The sequence below is a fragment of the Brevibacterium sp. CT2-23B genome (assembly GCF_013168765.1).
Taxonomy (GTDB): Bacteria; Actinomycetota; Actinomycetes; order Actinomycetales; family Brevibacteriaceae; genus Brevibacterium; species Brevibacterium sediminis.
This window is the reverse complement of record NZ_JABBYK010000003.1, coordinates 467,782-482,639: the sequence shown is the minus strand read 5'-3', so window position 1 is coordinate 482,639 and position 14,858 is coordinate 467,782. Positions and strand designations below refer to the sequence as shown.

At 65.4% G+C, this 14,858-nt stretch carries 15 protein-coding genes; 9 read left to right on the top strand and 6 right to left on the bottom strand.

Translation table 11 applies throughout. The features are described from left to right. Positions 1 to 41 precede the first annotated feature (41 nt). Positions 42 to 1,667 (top strand): DASS family sodium-coupled anion symporter, encoded by a 1,626-nt coding sequence (locus tag HIM68_RS10700; RefSeq protein ID WP_367647508.1) that lies wholly within the window; start codon positions 42 to 44, stop codon positions 1,665 to 1,667. A gap of 88 nt (positions 1,668 to 1,755) precedes the next feature. On the opposite strand, the gene menC is transcribed toward HIM68_RS10700, so the two are convergent. Then, positions 1,756 to 2,880 (bottom strand): o-succinylbenzoate synthase, encoded by a 1,125-nt coding sequence (gene menC, locus HIM68_RS10695; protein ID WP_172171998.1) that lies wholly within the window; start codon positions 2,878 to 2,880, stop codon positions 1,756 to 1,758. 173 nt (positions 2,881 to 3,053) lie between these two features. On the opposite strand from menC, the gene HIM68_RS10690 reads away from it, so the two are divergent. Continuing rightward, on the top strand, positions 3,054 to 4,064 hold the full coding sequence (locus HIM68_RS10690) for an FkbM family methyltransferase (RefSeq protein WP_172171996.1): 1,011 nt from the start codon (positions 3,054 to 3,056) through the stop codon (positions 4,062 to 4,064). 155 nt (positions 4,065 to 4,219) lie between these two features. Here the strand turns inward: HIM68_RS10690 and HIM68_RS10685 are convergent, their stop codons facing one another. Then, positions 4,220 to 5,392: a M20 family metallopeptidase gene (locus HIM68_RS10685; RefSeq protein WP_172171994.1), complete on the bottom strand. Its 1,173-nt coding sequence runs from the start codon at positions 5,390 to 5,392 to the stop codon at positions 4,220 to 4,222. 195 nt (positions 5,393 to 5,587) lie between these two features. Here HIM68_RS10685 and HIM68_RS10680 point away from each other — a divergent pair, with 195 nt between their 5' ends. After that, positions 5,588 to 7,069, top strand: coding sequence for a glutamate-cysteine ligase family protein (locus HIM68_RS10680; protein WP_139469012.1), 1,482 nt, complete (start codon positions 5,588 to 5,590; stop codon positions 7,067 to 7,069). 141 nt (positions 7,070 to 7,210) lie between these two features. On the opposite strand, the gene HIM68_RS10675 is transcribed toward HIM68_RS10680, so the two are convergent. Beyond that, on the bottom strand, positions 7,211 to 7,516 hold the full coding sequence (locus tag HIM68_RS10675; RefSeq protein WP_172171992.1) for a cupin: 306 nt from the start codon (positions 7,514 to 7,516) through the stop codon (positions 7,211 to 7,213). Positions 7,517 to 7,635: 119 nt separating this feature from the next. Here HIM68_RS10675 and HIM68_RS10670 point away from each other — a divergent pair, with 119 nt between their 5' ends. The 3 genes from HIM68_RS10670 to HIM68_RS10660 all read left to right on the top strand — a co-directional run bounded on the left by HIM68_RS10670 (position 7,636) and on the right by HIM68_RS10660 (position 10,427). After that, positions 7,636 to 8,208 (top strand): peroxidase-related enzyme, encoded by a 573-nt coding sequence (locus HIM68_RS10670; RefSeq protein ID WP_216657062.1) that lies wholly within the window; start codon positions 7,636 to 7,638, stop codon positions 8,206 to 8,208. A 109-nt stretch (positions 8,209 to 8,317) separates the two neighbouring features. After that, positions 8,318 to 9,451, top strand: a complete 1,134-nt coding sequence (locus HIM68_RS10665) for a pyridoxal phosphate-dependent aminotransferase (RefSeq protein ID WP_172172168.1) — start codon at positions 8,318 to 8,320, stop codon at positions 9,449 to 9,451. Between the two features lie 40 nt (positions 9,452 to 9,491). Beyond that, positions 9,492 to 10,427 (top strand): DMT family transporter, encoded by a 936-nt coding sequence (locus HIM68_RS10660; protein WP_172171988.1) that lies wholly within the window; start codon positions 9,492 to 9,494, stop codon positions 10,425 to 10,427. Between the two features lie 97 nt (positions 10,428 to 10,524). Here HIM68_RS10660 and HIM68_RS10655 read toward each other — a convergent pair whose 3' ends face one another. Next, a complete protein-coding gene (locus HIM68_RS10655; protein WP_139909298.1) occupies positions 10,525 to 10,884 on the bottom strand; it encodes a helix-turn-helix transcriptional regulator in 360 nt (119 codons plus the stop codon). A 100-nt stretch (positions 10,885 to 10,984) separates the two neighbouring features. Continuing rightward, positions 10,985 to 11,572, bottom strand: a complete 588-nt coding sequence (locus HIM68_RS10650) for a peptidoglycan-binding protein (protein ID WP_216657061.1) — start codon at positions 11,570 to 11,572, stop codon at positions 10,985 to 10,987. 151 nt (positions 11,573 to 11,723) lie between these two features. Between HIM68_RS10650 and HIM68_RS10645 the strand changes: the two genes are divergently transcribed. Further along, a complete protein-coding gene (locus HIM68_RS10645; protein WP_139469017.1) occupies positions 11,724 to 11,990 on the top strand; it encodes a hypothetical protein in 267 nt (88 codons plus the stop codon). 82 nt (positions 11,991 to 12,072) lie between these two features. On the opposite strand, the gene HIM68_RS10640 is transcribed toward HIM68_RS10645, so the two are convergent. Then, a complete protein-coding gene (locus HIM68_RS10640) occupies positions 12,073 to 12,696 on the bottom strand; it encodes a GyrI-like domain-containing protein (RefSeq protein ID WP_172171986.1) in 624 nt (207 codons plus the stop codon). Positions 12,697 to 12,795: 99 nt separating this feature from the next. On the opposite strand from HIM68_RS10640, the gene HIM68_RS10635 reads away from it, so the two are divergent. After that, complete coding sequence (locus HIM68_RS10635; protein ID WP_253903886.1) at positions 12,796 to 13,590, top strand: HEAT repeat domain-containing protein; 795 nt, start codon at positions 12,796 to 12,798, stop codon at positions 13,588 to 13,590. A gap of 156 nt (positions 13,591 to 13,746) precedes the next feature. Next, positions 13,747 to 14,844: a MerR family transcriptional regulator gene (locus HIM68_RS10630; protein WP_367647506.1), complete on the top strand. Its 1,098-nt coding sequence runs from the start codon at positions 13,747 to 13,749 to the stop codon at positions 14,842 to 14,844. Positions 14,845 to 14,858: the final 14 nt, after the last annotated feature.

The window sequence follows — 14,858 nt, the reverse complement described above, 5'->3', positions numbered from 1 at the left end:
TCCGTCAGGCTGAAACGACGGCGATGAAAGGACCAATGACGGTGAGTACTTCGCAGAAATACGGCAGCAACGGTGCGTCAGGGCTGATGACCGATGTGCGTGAGGCCCTGCTGGGCGGCAAGACATTCCGAAGTCTGAGCGAGCAGAAGCTCTCTCCGCGGGAGGAGAAGTTCGAACGGGCTCGGATGACTTCGGGTTTCATCCTTGCTCCGCTTGTGACGATCGTCTTCGCACTCATCCCGATGGGGCTGAGCTATCAGCAGCACATGCTGGCGGCGATCCTCCTCGGCGTCATCGTCCTCTGGATCACCGAACCGGTGCCGATCCCCATCGGCGGTCTCATCGGTGTCGGCGCAGTCGTCGTCCTCGGGATCGTGCCGGCCGCAGATGCGGTCGGGCCCTTCGGCTCTTCGACGATCTTCACCTTCATCGGTGCGTTCATCCTCGCCCAAGCGATGCTCCACCACGGAATCGCCCAAAGGCTGGCATTGACCGTTCTCGCACTGCCCGGTGTCGGGAAGTCGGTCTACCGCGTGATCCTCGCCTTCGGCCTCATCACCTGTGTGCTCTCCGCCTTCGTGTCGAACACGGCGACTGTGGCGATGCTCATGCCCACGGCGTTGGGCATCCTCGCCGTGATCGCCGAGCTCATGCAGGAGCGCGGCATCGTGAAGAAGGACTTCGACCCGCTGCGGCTCCGCGTCGGTGCGGCACTGCTGCTCATGCTGGCCTACGGTGCGAGCGTCGGCGGGCTGCTCACTCCCGTCGGTTCGCCTCCGAACCTCATCGGACGCGGACTCATCGAGGAGGCGACGGGGACGAAGATCTCCTTCGGCCAGTGGATGGCTGTGGCCCTGCCGATCTGCGTGGCGATGTTCATCATCCTCGCCGTCGTGCTGTTCCTGCTCAACAAGCCGGAGATCCGGAAGATCGAAGGAGTCGAAGAGTATGTGAAGAAGGAGCTCGCCGACCTCGGTCCCGTGTCCCGTGCGGAGAAGAACACCCTCTTCGCTTTCGGAGTCACAGTGGTGCTGTGGCTACTGCCGGCATTCGCTGCCCTGTTCACAGGCACCGATTCGGCGATCTACGAGTTCCTCGACTCCCGCCTCGACGAAGGGATCGTCGCCGTCATCGGCGCCTCGCTGCTCTTCATCCTCCCCGTCGACTGGAAGCGTCGCGAGCCCACGCTGACCTGGACCCAGGCGGCGAAGATCGACTGGGGCACGATCATCCTCTTCGGCTGCGGCATCATCTTCGGAGCCCTGCTGGCCGACACCGGTCTGGCCGAGACGATCGGCACCGGATTCGCTGACGGTCTGGGCGTGACGAGTCTGCTCGCCATCACCGCAGTGTCTGTTGTGCTGGCGATCCTCATCTCGGAGACGACGTCGAACACCGCAGCGGCGGCCGTGATCGTGCCGATCGTCATCCCGCTGTGCCAGGCGGCGGGCATCGATCCGTTCGTGCCGGCGATGGCTGCGACCTTCGCAGCGTCATTCGGTTTCATGCTCCCGGTCTCGACGCCGCAGAACGCGATCGTCTACGGCACCGGAGCCGTGCCGATCACGAGGATGATCCGCACCGGATTCTCCTTCGACATCGCCGGAGCCATCCTCATCGTGGCACTGGTGCCGGTGATGATCGGGGTCGTCGGCCTCGGTCAGTGAGGTCGCGCCGGCGGGATCCTGCAGTGAAGGCGGCCCAACCTGCCGGTCGGTGACCGGTGAGGGGAGGGCCGCCTCGGCGGATCTTGTCCTACTGGGCGGGCAGGATCTCCACAGATTCGGTGCGGAAGCGTTCGAGCTTGGCCGGGTCGATGGAGACGCCGAAGCCGATGCCGGTGGGCACGTCGACCTTGCCCTCGTACATGACGATCTCCTCGGTGATGTCCTCGTGGAAGAACCGATTCGAGCCGGAGATGTCGCCGGGCAGGGTGAAGCCCGGCAGTGATGCCAGCGCCGCATTCGCCGCGCGCCCCAGGCCGGTTTCAACCATTCCGCCGTGCCAGACGGCGACGCCGTGGGCGGCGGCGAGATCATGGATCTTCTTCGCCTCGATGAACCCGCCGACCCTTCCGGGCTTGATGTTGATCACCGAGGTGGCGCCGAGCATGATCGCGTCCGCGGCAGCCTCGGCGGAGACGATCGACTCGTCGAGGCACATCGGAGTGTCCATGAGCTTGGCGAGCTCGGCGTGCTGGCGGATGTCGGCTTCGCCGAGGGGCTGTTCGATGAGCAGGAGACTGTAGTCGTCGAGGCGACGCAGGTGTGCGGCATCGACGAGGGTGTAGGCGGCGTTCGCGTCGACCTGGAAGCCGAAATCGTCGCCGAAGGCCTTGCGCACCGCGGCCACCGGGGCGATGTCCTTGCCGGGTTTGATCTTCAGCTTGATCCGGGCGTAGCCCTCTTCGAGGTAGCCGCCGATGACCTTGACGGTCTCCTCGACGGAATCCTGGATGCCGACGGACACTCCTGAAGGCACGGAGTCGACCACTCCGCCGAGGTAGTCCTTGAACGACTGGTTGTTGAGCTTGAGCTGAGCCTCGATGACTGCCATCTCCAGAGCCGACTTCGCCATCGGGTGGCCGATGACATGACGCAGGTGCCAGCCGACCGTCTCCGCAGTGAGATTTTCGACGTCGAAGAGCAGCGGTGCCAACCAGCGGCGAGTGACATCGATGCCGGCGGCCACATACTCGGAGGAGTAGAGCGGAGAGATCATCGCCACGGACTCTCCCCACCCGGTGATCTCACCCTGCGGGGTGTCGAAGACAGCCTCGACGAGGTAGCAGTCCTTCTCCGTCTCCCGCATGAACGAGGTCTCGAACGGGGTGACGAGAGGAATCGAGACTTGGTGGAGGGTGACTGACTTGAGCTTCATATGCCGGGCTCCTGCTTCGCAACGGGGCGGATGGGTCTTCGCTTCCACCTTATGCCAGTGGTCCGCGAAGAGGCGGCGAGTATCGCGAATCAGGTCCGGAAGAACCCTGGAGCGGCGGGCCGGCGATTGATAGTGTGAACAAAAGTCTTCCTGTCAGCAAGGGGGCCACCGTCGTGAATGATCACCTGCGCACTTTCACCGCGCGCAGACAGTCCTGGTTCGGCCTCAAGCTGCCGGTCAAGACCGCCCTCGCACAACCTGCGCTCCACCCGCTGCTGCGAACGATCGCGCCCCGGATCAGAGGGCTGAAGATCGGTCGCCTCCCCGCCCCCATCGAACTCACCGAAATCCGCGGGAGAGCGGGCGGAGCGGACTTCATCCTCGTCGAGCCCTTCCGCTGCGAGATCGCCAAGGAGTTCTACTGGGGAAGGGGCAGACGCACCGAACCCGAAGACGCGTTCGCCCTCGACCTCATGGTCGCGCTCAGCGCCGATGCCGATGTATTCCTCGACATCGGCGCCTACACCGGGGTCTTCACCATGGCCGTCCTCGCCGCGAACGAGCATGTGCGCGCTCACGTCTTCGAGATCATCCCCGCCGTCGTCGCGGGTGTGGAGAAGAACGTCGAACGCAACGGCTTCAACAGCCGCGTGACCGTCCACCCGACCGGGGTAGGCAGCCCCGACACCTGGATGAAGGTGCCCATCGGGGACGGAGGATCGGCGCTGCCGTCGTTCTACTCCTCCGATATGCGCTTCGATTCCGACGCCGAGGTGCGCTTCACTTCTCTCGACGCACTCCTGACCGAGGTGCTCGTCGAGGCGTCGGAGCGAGATCCGCGGTTGCACGCCGGGGAAGGTGTACCTGACGTTTCAAGGCGGGGAGAGGCACCGCGCGTGACGGTGAAGATCGATGTCGAAGGCGGTGAGAACGACGTCTTCGCGCACGGACAGGACTTCCTCGCCGCGTTGCACCCGGACATTCTGTGCGAAGTCCTCGATGACCGCGCGAAACCGCGGGAGCTCATGGGCCACCTCGGCGAGCACGGCTACCACTACTACCTCGTCGGCGAAGATCGACTGTACGCGCGGACGACGATTCGGCCGGATCCTCACCTGCGCGACTGGCTGTTCACGCTGAAAACACCGGATCAGATGCGCGCGGCGGGCTACCCGGTCGACTGAAGCCCTGCTGCCGACAGTCAACTGTGCGCAGATTGCACATCTTCGGCTCGAAACTGGCAATCTGCGCACACTTAACTGCGTAGGGGAGGCCCCGGCGCACTGTCGGTGTCTGGGAACTACGGCGGCAGCGAAAGGCAGCAGCTCGCCGCTCCGCTTCAGCCCTGCAGCTGATCGGCGATGAGAGCGGCCAGCAGTGCGGTACGCGGGGCGATCTCATCGATGACGGCGTGTTCGTGTTCGGCGTGCGCCCCATCGCCGACGGCGCCCAGCCCGTCGAGAGTGGCGATGCCGTCACCGGCAGTGAAGTTACCGTCCGAGGCGCCGCCCACGGACACTCCCCGCGGCGCGGGCAGGTCGAGTTCTCCGGCGAGAGCCGTCGCCCGCTCGAAGAGCGCAGCCGACTGCTCCCGTTCGAAAGGAGGCCGGTTGATTCCGCCGAGCACCTCCGTCATCGAGCCCTCCACCTGCGGCTTCGCAGCCAACTCACGGATCTGCGCATCCACGCGTTCGAGCTCAGCCGCAGTCCGGGCTCGCACATCGATGTCCACCCGGGCCTCGGCCGGCACGGTGTTCGACGTGGTCCCCGCGCTGATCACGGTCGGCACCACCGTCGTCCCCGCCTCGGCGTCGGCCAGGTCGGCCACCAACGGCAGAGTCAGAGCCAGGGCCATTCCCGCGTTGATGCCCTTCTCCGGTTCGAGCCCCGCGTGCGAGGCCTTGCCGGTGAACTTCAGCACGTAGTTGCTCGTGCCCTTCCGCTCGAGTTTGAGCGCCCCGTCAGCGCTCGCCTCCATGACGAACACGGCCTTCGCCTCGGCCGCCTCGGCGCGGATGAGGTCCGACGAGGACACGGATCCGATCTCCTCATCGCCGGTGACGAGGATCGACAGACCGTCCAGTCCGCCCTCGCCGAGGTGGTCGGCCACCATCGCGGTCGCGTGCACGCTCATGATCGCCCCGGTGAGCATGTCGAAGCTGCCGGGACCGCGGAGGATGCCGTCCTCGGTGGAGAAGGGGATGCGCTCGAGCGTGCCGTGCGGCCACACCGTGTCCTGGTGGTTGAGCAGGACGACGCGGGCCGGCCCGGTGCCGAAGCGCAGACGCAGGTGGGCGGTGCCGTCGACCTCGAGCAGTTCCGCCTCCGCGCCGAGGCGGTCCCCCAGGAGCGCGGCGAAGTCCCGTGCTCCTGCGGCCACGGCCGCCTTGTCGTGTGAGGGGGTCTCGATGGAGATGACCCGTTCGATGTCGGCGAGCATGTCGGGCAGACGTCGCTTCGCCTGTTCGACGAAGTCAGCGGGCTGGGGCGCAGATGATGTGGTCGAAGTCATAGGGCGAGTCTACGGAAGGCCGGTTGCCGACATCGCAGGTGTCCGAATGATGCAGGACGGACCCGATGCGCAGCTTGTCCGCACCGCGGCCGAATCGGTGTGCGGTGCGCCGTGGGAAGGATCGCGGTCTCCGTGCGGAATGGCCTGTGGACCGCGGCCGCGCACAAACCCGGCCGTCTGTGGTTTGCTAGTCCTATGGGTGAGGCAGTCAGCTCGAAGCGGTACACGCCGGAGGAACGCACACTGTATCGGGAGAAGCTCGCGGAGAATCTCGAGCTCTTCGATACCTACCTTCGTCATGCGGATTTCAAATCGGCGGGCACGATCGGGCTCGAACTCGAGCTCAACCTCGTCGGCGAGGGCAATCAGCCGAGCCTGCGGAACAAGGAGGTGCTCGATCGACTCGATGACGAGTATCAGTCCGAGATCGGCGGCTTCAACCTCGAACTCAACCATCCGGTGCTCCAAGTGGCCGGGCGGGGGCTGAAGACCTTGGAGGCCGGTGTCGCTCATCGCTTGGAGAAAGCGCAGAAGGCCGCCGAGGAAGACGGACTCAAGGTGGTGTCGATCGGCACCCTGCCGACCCTGACCACCGAATTCCTCACCGACGAGAAGTGGATGACGGAGGAGAACCGCTACGAGGCGCTGAGCAACTCGGTCATCGACGCCCGCGGCGAGTACGTCCGCATCGAGCTCGGTCGTGAAGAGCGGTACAAGGCGGAGTTCGCCGATATCGCTCCGGAATCCTCCTGCACGTCGATGCAGCTGCACCTGCAGGTGGCGCCGAACCGTTTCGCCGACGCGTGGAACGCCTCGCAGGCGATCGCCGGGGCGCAGGTGGCGATGGCAGCGAACTCACCGCTGTTCGTCGGCCGCAAGCTGTGGCACGAATCCCGGATCCCGATCTTCGCGCAGTCCATCGACACCCGCACGCCCGAACTCGTCAACCAGGGCGTGCGTCCCCGTGTATGGTTCGGCGAACGGTGGATCACCAGCGTCTTCGACCTCTTCGAGGAGAACGTCCGCTACTTCCCGCCGCTGCTGCCCGAGATCAAGGACTTCGTCGAATTCCGTGCCGCCGACGCTCCGAAGCTCTTCGAACTCAATCTGCACAACGGCACGGTGTGGCGTTGGAACCGCCCCATCTACAACTCCGGCGACGGCGGCGCGCACATCCGTGTCGAGAACCGCCTGCTTCCGGCCGGTCCGACCCCGGTCGACATGGTTGCCGACGCCGCTTTCTACTACGGCCTGGCCGAGTTCCTCGTCGGGGAGAACCGTCCCGTGTGGTCGCGGATGTCATTCGCCGAGGCGGAGGAGAACTTCAATGCCTGCGCCAAAGATGGGATCGAGGCCCGGGTGACCTGGCCGAAGATCGGACGCATCGGCGTGGCCGACCTCGTCACCGATGTGCTCGCGCCGCAGGCCAGGCGCGGACTCTCGCGACTGAACATCGACAAGGACGTCATCGACGAATACATGTCGATCATCGAAGGCCGTGCCGAAAGCCGCGTCAATGGTGCGACCTGGCAGCTGAAGGCCCTCGAGAGCCTCGCGCCCGGCAGCCGCCAGGACTCGCCCGAACGCGCCGAGGGCATCACGGCGATGATGGATGCCTACCTCGCGAACCAGGCGACAGGGAAGCCCGTCCACACCTGGGAGATCCCCACTCGCTGAGGCTGATTTCTCGTCGCCTCTGAGGCGCTCGAGTGATGTGACGCGAGCTGAAATGTCTCCTGTGGGTGGATCCACACCGATATCGCGGCAGAAATCGAGGTGGATCTACCCACAGGGAACGTGCTTTATGAACTACTTGGTTCAGAGGCGTTCGACCTCGACGAAGACGACGTCGGCGCCGCCTCCGGGGTTCGAGACCTCGTGCTCGGACCCTGCCGGACGCGTGTAGGAGACTCCTGCCTCGAGTTCGGCGCGGATCTCCGTGCCGTCCGAATTGCGCACGAGCATCGTGTCCGTGACCATCGGCACGACGACGTATTCGTACTCGTGCTTGTGCATTGGGATGACGCCGTCGGGGCGGATCGTCCACTTCGTCACCCGGAACACTCCGTTGTCGATCTGGACCTCGCCGGTCGAACCGGTGTCTGCTGCATTGTCTGCGGTCATGGTGATCTCCTTCGATGCGCGAGCGGTTTGCGGTAGAGCCGGGACGGACCTGACGCACTCACTGTATCGCCCTGAGCGGGCTCGACTTGAACCGATCCACCCGGGCTAGCATGAGGGATATGCGATACCCACTTGCTGACATCGACAACGTCGACGATGACATCCGCGCCCAGATCCTCGAGGTCGCCGAGAAGTCGGGCTTCGTGCCCAACGTCTTCCTCGCCCTGGCACGCCGGCCGGACGAATTCCGCGCCTTCTTCGCCTACTACGACGCGCTCATGGAGAAGGAGACGGGGAACCTGACCAAGGCCGATCGGGAGATGATCGTCGTGGCCACCTCGGCGATCAATCACTGCCTCTACTGCGTCGTCGCGCACGGAGCGATGCTGCGGATCTTCCAGAAAGACGCGCTCATCGCCGATGTCGTCGCCACGAACTATCGCCAAGCCGATATCAGCCCACGTCAGATGGCTATGCTCGACTTCGCCGTCAAGGTCTGCGAAGAGCCGTGGGCCGTAGGAGACGCCGACCACCAGAGGCTTGCCGACCACGGATTCGACGCCGAAGACGCCTGGGACATCGCCGCGATCACCGGCTTCTTCGGCCTGTCCAACCGCATGGCCCACATCTCCGGAATGCTCCCGAACCCGGAGTTCTACACCCTCGGCCGCCTCCCGCGTGAGAAGAAGTGAACCGGTGACCTCATCCACCCCCGCCGAGGCGGACCCCATCACCCGGGCCTCCGCCGAAACCCTCCCGGCCGCCTCCGCCCGATCCGGGCTCGTCAAACCGTTCGCCGCGATGGGCATCGTCGCCACCGTCGGGCAGATGCAGCGCGCCGGCCGCGACACCATCGCCATGTGCCTGGGCGAACCGACCCAGGGCGCGCCCGGCCCCGTGCTCGCCCGTGCCGCCGAGGTCATGACCGACGGCACCGGACTCGGATACTCGCCGATCTTCGGCATCCCCGAACTGCGCGAAGCCATCGCCTCCCACTACCGCGACTGGTACGGACTCGACATCGCACCCGACCGCATCGCCGTGACGACCGGATCCTCCGGCGCCTTCCAGACGACGTTCCTCACCTGCTTCGACGTCGGTGACCGAGTAGCCCTGGCCCGACCCGGGTACGGGGCGTACAAGAACATCCTCGCGGCCCTCGGCTGCGAGGTCGTCGAACTCGACTGCGGTGCCGACGAAGGGTTCCAGCCCACCGTCGACCTCTTGGCCGCCGCCCATGCGAAGGCCCCGCTCAAAGGGCTCATGCTCGCCTCACCTGCGAACCCGACCGGCACGATGATCGGCCCCGAGGCGCTCGGCCGGATCGTCGACTGGTGCCGGGCCAACGGAGTGCAGGTGATCTCCGATGAGATCTACCACGGCATCAGCTATATCGGCACCCGCGGCGAATGCGCACTCGCCCACGACGACTCTGCCGTCGTCATCTCCTCGTTCTCCAAATACTGGGGCATGACCGGGTGGCGACTCGGCTGGGCGATCCTGCCCGAAGCGCTCGTCGCGCCGACCCAGAACGTCACGGGCAACCTCTCCCTGTGCGCCCCGGTGCCGGCGCAGTACGCGGCGGTCGCGGCCTTTGCAGACGAGTCCTATGCCGAATGCGAGGCCGCAGTGGCCTCGTTCGCCGGTGCACGCGAACATGTCCTGGGCGCCCGCGCGGACCTCGGCTTCGGCGAGATGGCCCCACCCGACGGCGCCTTCTACATGTACGCCCGCATCGACGACATCCTCGACCGCGCGGGAATTGCCACTGCCGGCCAGTGGTGCGCGCGGGTGCTCGAGGCCACCGGTGTCGCGCTCGCACCCGGTGACGACTTCGACTCAGTCGACGGCTCCCGTTCGGTGCGCCTGTCGCTGGCCGTCGGAGCGGACCGCACGGCCGAAGCCATCGACCGCATCCTCGACTTCATGGGATGAGCCCTGAACGTCGTGAGATGAGCCCTTCCGAGGGGATCCGATGAGCGCCGAGGATGTGCGGGCGGGCGGGCCGCCTCCCGCCCGCAAGGCCCTGCCGGTGCTCGGCATCATCCTGGCCGCAGTCCTGCTCGGATCGGCCGGACTGTTCGTCATCCTCGCCGAGGCGACCGCCCCCACAGCTGCCTTCCTGCGGTGTTGGATAGCGATCATTGTGCTCGCCCCGTTGGCGTGGCTCGAGCTGCGCAGGTACGGTCGTTTCCCGCCGAAGGCGATCCTCATCGCCGCGGTCTCCGGAGCGGCGCTCGGAATCGACTATGTGCTGTGGGCGCAGAGCGTGCTCGACGCCGGTCTGGGCGTGTCCACGGTCCTCATCAGCGTTCAAGTGATCGTGTTTCCGGCGCTGGTGTGGGCGTTCGGCGGTTCAAGGCCGGGATGGCTGTTCATCGGCTGCGTGCCGATCATGATCATCGGCATGCTGCTGACCGGGGGAGTGTTCGGCGCCGACGAGACGGCGGCGAATCCGATGCGGGGAGCGATCTTCGGGGTCCTGTCCGGTGTGCTCTACGGCGTCTACATCTTCGGCATCCACCACAGCCGGAAGGTCGCCGGAGACTTCGTCGTCGCCCCGGTCCAGGTGGGCACGATCGCGGCCGGCGTGATGACCGCCGTCGCCGGGCTGACCCTCGGCGGCCTCGACTTCGACCTCGGCTGGGCCGGTTGGGGCTGGATGATCGCCCTGGCCGTCTGCGGTCAGGCGCTGTCGTGGGTGCTGCTGAGCATCTCCAGCCCGCTGGTGCCGGTACCGATGACCGCGGCGCTCATGCTGCTCCAACCGCTGTCCGCAGTGGTGCTCGGATCCCTCATCGCCGGGGAACGGCTGCAGGCAGGTCAGTGGATCGGTGCTGTCCTCGTGGCTCTCATCGTCTGGGTCGTCGGTGGAGGACCCGAGGCCCTCACGCGTCGTCGACGTCGGTAGGGATGGGCTGCCTCGGCGAAGGATCGCTGCTGTGGGCTGGGAACGGTGGGCCGCCTCGGCGAAGGAATCGCTGCGGAAGCAGCGCCCCGGGTGGAACTCAGTGTTCGTGGGCCTCGATCGTGTGGGCGATGGCGTCGACGATGATGTGGGCGACGTGGTCGTCCTTGAGCGAATAGTAGGCTTCGCGGCCGATCCGATTGACTCCGACGAGGTGGAGTCCGCGGAGGAACTTCAGGTGCTGGGACACCAGCGGCTGGGACAGTCCGGTCGCCTCGACGATGTGGGTGACCGTGGCCTCGCCGTGGGTGAGGACGAGCAGCATCTTAAGCCGGGAGGGTGTGGCGAGTGCCTTGAAGAGGTCGGCGGTCTCGGTGATGGCTTCGAGATGGTCCTCGGGGTTGAGCAGGAGCTGCTCGACATCGTCATTGACGGGGACGGAATCGGGAATGGAAGCCATGAGTGCAGATTACCGGACAACCGGCGTGGTCATGCGATATCCGGCACCGTGAGGCGGTCGCGGCAGTCGCGGGGTTCGGGCGGTCGGGGCAGCCAGCGCCTCAGTCGAGGGCTTCGACGTCGGCCTGCGAGCCGAGGAGGTCATCGGCCAAGGTCTCCCACTGACCGTAGGCGTCCGGCAGTGCCGACCGCTGCACGGACTGTGCCGCTTCGGTCGGTGACATCGAATCCCAGCCGTCGATCTGGTTGAGGCCGGGGTTCTCGACCTCGGGATTGATCCCATAGAACGCCTTGGCAGCGTAGATGGGATCGGTGAGCTGATGGGGTTCGCCCCAGCCCTGTGACGGGCGCTGCTGGAACAGACCGACCGAATCACGGTCGCCGGAATCCAGATTGCGCAGCGAGGACTCCTGCAGCGCTGTCATCAGGGCGATCCTGATCGCATGGTCGTCGAAGTTTCCGCCGCGGCCGACGCCGATGATGAGCCGAGCATTGTCAATCTGCTGCTGACTGAGCTGGTTGACCGAAGCCATCTGCATCTGCCTGATCTTCGTGGAACCGAATGAAATGGGGGAATTGAGGATGATGACGGCGCCCACGACCAGTGCCATCACTGCTGCCCCGAGCCCGATGAGGGCACCAGTGAGCACGGACCGGCGGCCCTTGCGAGATGAGGTCAGACGAGGCATGAATATAACGATAATGCAACAAACTTAAGAGTGCATGGGGCAACGCCGAGGTTTTTATCACAGGAAGGTCACGGCCGGGCGGCGGTGAGAGTGCGAGCGGAGCCGATCGCGGACCGGTTTCGGAAGGCCCCGCACAGCTTAGGCTTGAACCATGGTGAGAATCGTTCGGCGCAACAACCGCCCACCTCTGATGACCTGTCTCATTGTGGTCTTCTCCTTCGTCGCTGTCGGCATCCTGACCGTTGCCGGCATCCTCGTCGCCATCATCTTCCTCTCCGCGGAGTCATCGTCGACAGGTTCATCGCCGACCTCGGACTCCTCGTCGATCGGATCCTCATCCTCCGATTCCGATTCGGACGGCGGCCCCGGTCCGAGCACCACTGCCCCGGTGTCCGGAGGCTGGACGAGCGGAGGCTGAGTGTCGGGCCGCGGCTGAGTCCCTGGTAGGACGGGCGAGCAGCATCGTCGGCATCCGTCCAGATCACCGATCCGAATCAGCCTTAGTCGCCCAGCGGGATCACCGGCTGGCGGAGGATCGTGCGCAGCTTCTCCGGCGCGGTCCGGCGAACGTCGCTGAGGTAGATCTCGTGATGTTTCCCCGCCATCGTCATCCCTGCCTCGGGAATGGCATCGGTGTGCATGCGCTCGAGGACGGGCCCTTCGTCGTCGAAGGGTCCGACATGCAGGGTCTGGACGCACGTTCCCTCCCGCAGCGTGTCGAATCGGATCTCGCCGAGGCGGGGCGCCGATCCCTTCGCCCGGACCGTGTCGATGACGCCGTCGCCGTGGCCTGCGTCCAGCCAGTCCGGGACGAACAGCATGAGGGTGAAGTCCCACGCTGACTTGTCCCGAGCGCTCGTGAACGCCGCCATATCATCGGCCCACCACAGCCCCTCGAGCGGTGGCACGACATAGTCGCGACCGAGTTCGAGCTTGCTGAGGAGCTTCAGCTCATAGGCGATCGGATAGAGGCTCGTCAGCGCCGATGCGAAATCCGGCGAGGTGTTCGGGTCCCCGTGGCCATCGATCATGATGTACTGCGATTCCGGCACCTCGATGAGGTCGAATCGCCCCTGCTTCGCGCGGAAACTCGGCAGCGATCTCTTGAAATCGATCTTGTCCATACGAGGCTCCGCTCCGTGGGTTGGGAAAGGGATGGGTCTGATCTGCTTGACCTTGACACGATGTCAGGGTCTTCACTGGGTGGCAAGGAGGTGGAGACCATGACACATCCACTCAAACACCACCATATTTCCGAACCGGCGCTTTCGACAGAGACCGACAGTCGCCGGAATGACTCCAGCGGCGGCAGGAGCGACACCAGCGATCGTCTGATCGAGCCCAGTGACCGATGGAACGACACCGGCGACCCCATGATCGAAGCGCTGAGTGCGTCGACCCCGCAGCAGCGCCTGCAGGCGGCGATGGCCATCGGCACACGAGCCGAGCCCCGTGACCTCGACGTGCTCATCGCCCGGTGCCGCATCGAACCGGACTTCTTCGTCCGCGACATGCTCACCTGGGCGCTCACTCGGCTGCCCGCCGGCGACACCGTTGCCCGCCTCGTCGCCGAACTCGACTCGCCGCTGTCGCAGGCGATCAGTCAATCCCTGCACACCCTGTCGAAGATCGGTGACGTCCGCGCCTGGCCGGCCATGGACCCGGCCCGGATCGGCACCGCCCTCATCGCCCATGCCGACACCGAGGTGGCCCGCAGCGCGTGGAGAGCCGCCGTTGCCCTTGTCCCCGGTGAAGATCGTGAAGAGCTGGCATCCGCCCTGGTGACGCAGTTGGGGCGAGGAGATCTCGAGATGCAGAAGAGCCTCAGTCGAGCGATTGTCTCCCTCGGCGAGGATCTCGTGTCAGTGGTCGATGAGAGGCTTCATGCAGAGGACGACACAGTGCGGGCTCACGCCATGGCGACTCGGGACATGTTCGATGACCCGGATGCCGGCTTCGCCCACGCCTTGGACGCAGCCAAGCGGGTGGTCGCACTGGGGTCCGAGGCCACGGTCTAGATCGGCACACGGCCGAGGTCTCGGATCCCTTCCTTCAGTGCGCGGTTCCAGCACCTGTGCGAAGTCCGCCTGCGGCCGTTGAACGACGTCCGAAAGGTCCCAGGCATCGAAGAACTTCGGAACAATGCACCCGGAGGGCCGCGATCGCGGCATAGAGTGGCTGACAGCAGAGAAGAGGTGGCAATGCTCATCGGCGAAGTGGCCCGGCGCTCCGGTGTGAGCGCACGCATGCTGCGCCACTACGAATCATTGGGCCTCGTCGCGCCCAGCCAGCGGACGCCTGGCGGCTATCGGGAGTACTCCGACGCCGACATCGGGCGCATCTTCCACATCGAAGGTCTGCGCAAACTCGGGATGTCTCTGACCGAAGTCGGTCGGGTGCTGTCCGAGCCGGACTTCGACCCCGGCACAGTGCTCGGGGACCTCATTGACCAGGCACGTGAGCGGATCGCGGCCGAGCAGCGTCTGCTCGACCACCTCCAGTCCGTCGCTCGGCTCGGTCGAGCCGACGGCGAGTCTCTCCTTTACACCATCGATCTCATGCGCTCTCTCGAGTCCGGCGATGTCATCCAACGGCACAAGGCCGCGCTCGGCAGCGGAGTCGACGGAGGAATGCCGATTGAGGCTCTGTCGCAGGCGGTCCTGCAGGAGACCGTGCTCAACGCGGCCGGGGCCATGCGGTGGGCGCTCGCCCAGGCCGGTGCCGAGGCCGTGCCTCATGTGGTGGTCGGAATGGACGACGCATCTGCCCAAGTGCGTCGCAATGCACTGCTGGCCCTCGACGAGATCCGCAGGACCACACCTGATGAAAAACTCGACTCACGCTCGATTTCGATGATCCGGCAGGCGCTGGACAAGGGACTCGACGATGTCGATCCTGGTATCCGCAGCATCGCCGCACTCACCCTCGGCCGCTCAGGTGATGAGAAAGCTGTGCCCGTGCTGCTCGACATGGCGATGAACGGACCGAGGGACATCGAGGCGGCCGAGACCCTCGGCTTCATCGTCGACGCGACCGGACCGACTGCCGACATCGGCGAACGGGTACTCACCGAACTGCATCGACAAGCGGACTCGCACGATCCCCAGATACGGTTCCGGGTGCTCCAAGTCCTCCTCGAGATCTCCGGCGACCGCAGCAGTGACCTCATTGCCGAGCTCAGCGACGACGACAGCCCGGAGCTCGCAGCCACCGCACTCGCCGCACTCGATCGCCGCCGACGGGAGCAGACATCGGGCAAGGGACGAACCTGACCGATTTCGGTCGG

Coding starts and splice junctions, on each gene's coding strand:
- HIM68_RS10635 (WP_253903886.1), top strand. CDS start 12,796: ATGACACATCCACTCAAACACCACCATATTTCCGAACCGGCGCTTTCG.
- HIM68_RS10685 (WP_172171994.1), bottom strand. CDS start 5,392: ATGACTTCGACCACATCATCTGCGCCCCAGCCCGCTGACTTCGTCGAA.
- HIM68_RS10640 (WP_172171986.1), bottom strand. CDS start 12,696: ATGGACAAGATCGATTTCAAGAGATCGCTGCCGAGTTTCCGCGCGAAG.
- menC (WP_172171998.1), bottom strand. CDS start 2,880: ATGAAGCTCAAGTCAGTCACCCTCCACCAAGTCTCGATTCCTCTCGTC.
- HIM68_RS10675 (WP_172171992.1), bottom strand. CDS start 7,516: ATGACCGCAGACAATGCAGCAGACACCGGTTCGACCGGCGAGGTCCAG.
- HIM68_RS10670 (WP_216657062.1), top strand. CDS start 7,636: ATGCGATACCCACTTGCTGACATCGACAACGTCGACGATGACATCCGC.
- HIM68_RS10680 (WP_139469012.1), top strand. CDS start 5,588: ATGGGTGAGGCAGTCAGCTCGAAGCGGTACACGCCGGAGGAACGCACA.
- HIM68_RS10645 (WP_139469017.1), top strand. CDS start 11,724: ATGGTGAGAATCGTTCGGCGCAACAACCGCCCACCTCTGATGACCTGT.
- HIM68_RS10655 (WP_139909298.1), bottom strand. CDS start 10,884: ATGGCTTCCATTCCCGATTCCGTCCCCGTCAATGACGATGTCGAGCAG.
- HIM68_RS10660 (WP_172171988.1), top strand. CDS start 9,492: ATGAGCGCCGAGGATGTGCGGGCGGGCGGGCCGCCTCCCGCCCGCAAG.
- HIM68_RS10665 (WP_172172168.1), top strand. CDS start 8,318: ATGGGCATCGTCGCCACCGTCGGGCAGATGCAGCGCGCCGGCCGCGAC.
- HIM68_RS10650 (WP_216657061.1), bottom strand. CDS start 11,572: ATGCCTCGTCTGACCTCATCTCGCAAGGGCCGCCGGTCCGTGCTCACT.